Source organism: Psychrobacter sp. T6-1, assembly GCF_052258445.1.
On record NZ_JBQQFC010000283.1, the window covers coordinates 1 to 3116 of the forward strand.

Sequence of the window (3116 nt, forward strand, 5' to 3'; positions counted from 1 at the left end):
CATTTTGAAGTCAGCTTTTTTGTGATTATTAATAAATGATATTAAATGGCGTCGTTCCAAGCCGGGACAACGATTTGCATTAGTGGCTTGAGTAGTTTGACGTTACAGGCAAAGATAGAGCCTGTAGTCATAGAGTTATGCGCGCCCGTATGATCGACAACCACGCCGCGCGCTTCGGTGACAATCAGCTCACCTGCCGCAATATCCCAAGGCTTGATAGACATCTCAAAATACCCATCAAAACGCCCTGCTGCTACGTAACATAGATCTAGGGCGGCTGAGCCCAGGCGGCGAATTTGACCGCCCGCTTCACAGACCTTTTGCAAGCTCTCAAAGTGCTCTTTGGCATAAGAGATGACTTCGCCGTTACGTTTACGCTCTAGCGGATGACCTGTGGTAAATAATGCACCCTCAAGCGTTTTGCGATCACTAACGTTGATACGGCGCTGATTAAGACGCGCGCCTTTGCCGCGACTCGCTGAGAACATCTCATCACGAACGGGATCATAGATAACGCCGTGCTGAGTGACGCCTTTATGCTGCACGGCGATAGACACACAAAACTGCGGAACCCCGTGGACGAAGTTTTTGGTACCATCGAGCGGATCGATAATCCAGCACCAATCAGCATCTTCGCCGCGACCTTCTTGCATACCAAACTCTTCACCCAAAAATGAATGCGTTGGATAGCTGCTTTTGAGCGTCGCAATCGTCAGCTCTTCGCTAAAGCGATCGATACGAGTGACCAAGCCATCAAGACCTTTAGATTCGGTATCGAACTCGATTTTGTGGCGGTTTTGATGCGCATGCAAGATCTCTTTTCCAACTTTTTCAGCAGCACGCGCTGCGATGACGACCATGGGTTCCATAAATAACCTTTTACCTAATCAATGAATAAAACAAAAGCATTAGCCGTAGCTAAAGCCATTTAAGACACACTGTAAAATAATTTACACCTGCGGCAAGCAGGCGTCGTACTAAAACTTTTAAAGCTAATAAATATATTTTCAATAAAATATAAGACTACGAAGATAACAAACCTTTGAGCTGAGAGGTTACGCCTGTGACATCTAAGCCGCAGTCTGCGAGCTGCTCGGCTTGCGAGCCATGAGCGGCAAACTGATCGGCTATACCGATGTTAAGTACTACCGGTCGCTGACGCTGATAAGCGACTGACTCATTGAGCAAATACTCATTGACCGCGCTACCAGCCCCGCCCATGATGACGTGCTCCTCAAGCGTTACGATATGCGTCGCGCCTTGCTCAATTAGCGACTCTATCATCTCACTATCTAAAGGCTTGACCCAGCGCATATTGACCACTTGAATCTGACAATCGGCTTGCTCAGCACTCAACACCTTTGCCGCTTGCTCAGCTGTCGCAACCCTAGTTCCGAACGCTAGCAAAATCAGCTTAATCTGAGCCTCACTAGAACCCAATACTGACTCAATAACGGCTTGTCCGATCTTATACTGCTCAGCAGGCTTAACGATAAGGGCGCCTGTGCCCGTGCCGCGTGGATAACGAACCGCGCTGCACCCTTGATACTCATAACAAGTATTAAGTAGATGGTAGCACTCGTTTTCATCTTTTGGCGCCGCGACAATCATATTAGGTACGCAGCGCATAAAGGCTAAATCAAATATACCCGCATGGGTTGCACCATCTTCACCGACTAACCCTGCACGGTCGATAGCAAACATCACGTCCAAATCTTGCAAAGCGATATCGTGAATTAATTGATCATAACCGCGCTGCAAAAATGTGGAATAAATCGCCACAATAGGCTTGACCCCTTGGGTTGCCATGCCGCCTGCCAGCGTGACCGCGTGCTGCTCAGCGATTGCTACATCAAAGAAGCGCTCAGGATAGTGGCGGGCAAACAGGGTCATCCCTGAGCCCTCCTCCATCGCAGGCGTAATAGCTAACAGCTTATCGTCTTGCTCAGCTTTATCACACAAAAACTGCCCAAATACTTGCGAGAATTTTAGTGCTGGTGCTTTAGCTGGACTGTCTTTGGCGACATCATTGTTTGGCGTATCACCAGCCAGCTTACTAATCGCATGATAACCCACAGGATCCGCTTCAGCAGGCGCAAAGCCGCGACCTTTGGTGGTATAAATATGTACCAAGACTGGGCCTTTGACTTGTTTAGCTCTCGATAACACCTGTAATAATTCAGGCATGTTATGACCATCAAAGGGGCCAAAGTAGGTAAAGCCTATAGCTTTAAACAAGTTGTCTTCTAAATTAGGAACATCGCGCATGGCTTTGTGGCGTTTGCGCCGATCAAAATCACGCATATTAGGTCTATGACGCAAGACAGGCTCGCCCGTTTCTGCGATATCCACCTGATAGCCTGACTCCCACAGCATCGCTAAATGCCGTGAAAACCCACCGATAGAGCAGGATATCGACATATCATTGTCATTTAATATGACTAGCAGATTAGCGTTTTGCTGCACCGCATCATTCATGGCCTCAAACGCCATGCCACCTGTCATCGCACCATCGCCGATAACGCAAGCAACAGTCTGCGCGCGACCTTGGTAACGCAGCGCAAGGCTCATACCAAGCCCAGCTGAGATAGAAGTCGAGGAGTGTCCCACGCCAAAGGTATCGTATACAGATTCGCCGCGCTCAGGGAAAGCGGTTAGACCATCTTTGGCACGAATAGAGCCAAGCTTATCACGGCGACCAGTCAATACTTTATGAGCATAAGCTTGATGACCGACATCCCAAACGATTTGATCTTGCGGCATATCCAACAGATGATGCAGTGCAATCGTCAGCTCAATGACGCCCAAGTTTGCGCCAAAATGACCGCCGCTTTGACCTGCTGAATACAGTACAAACAGACGCAGCTCATCGGCTAATGTAATGAGCTGCTCGCAACTTAAATCATTCAAATCAGCAGGCGCGTCAATAGTGTCTAGCAGCGGAGTCAATGGACGCGTGCGCGGAATAGTATCGTAAGTTTGCTGCAAAGCTGATGGGTACACAGGCGCATCAGCAATAGAGTGCGCTGCAGATGCTGACTGAGACTGTAGGGGATGAGTTGACTGCTGCATAAACCGTACGATACCTATCAAGCTTGACGTGATATACCTTTAGC

Annotated in this window: 2 protein-coding genes; both read right to left on the reverse strand. The window is 48.5% G+C overall.

What is annotated here, in order from left to right:
• Positions 1 to 41: 41 nt before the first annotated feature.
• On the reverse strand, positions 42 to 869 hold the full coding sequence (locus tag ACTXGO_RS11690; protein ID WP_443574630.1) for an inositol monophosphatase family protein: 828 nt from the start codon (positions 867 to 869) through the stop codon (positions 42 to 44).
• A 154-nt stretch (positions 870 to 1023) separates the two neighbouring features.
• Positions 1024 to 3072 carry a 1-deoxy-D-xylulose-5-phosphate synthase gene (dxs, locus tag ACTXGO_RS11695; protein ID WP_443574632.1) on the reverse strand — a complete coding sequence of 683 codons (2049 nt, stop codon included), beginning with the start codon at positions 3070 to 3072 and terminating at the stop codon, positions 1024 to 1026.
• Positions 3073 to 3116: the final 44 nt, after the last annotated feature.

Coding starts and splice junctions, on each gene's coding strand:
- ACTXGO_RS11690 (WP_443574630.1), bottom strand. CDS start 869: ATGGAACCCATGGTCGTCATCGCAGCGCGTGCTGCTGAAAAAGTTGGA.
- dxs (WP_443574632.1), bottom strand. CDS start 3,072: ATGCAGCAGTCAACTCATCCCCTACAGTCTCAGTCAGCATCTGCAGCG.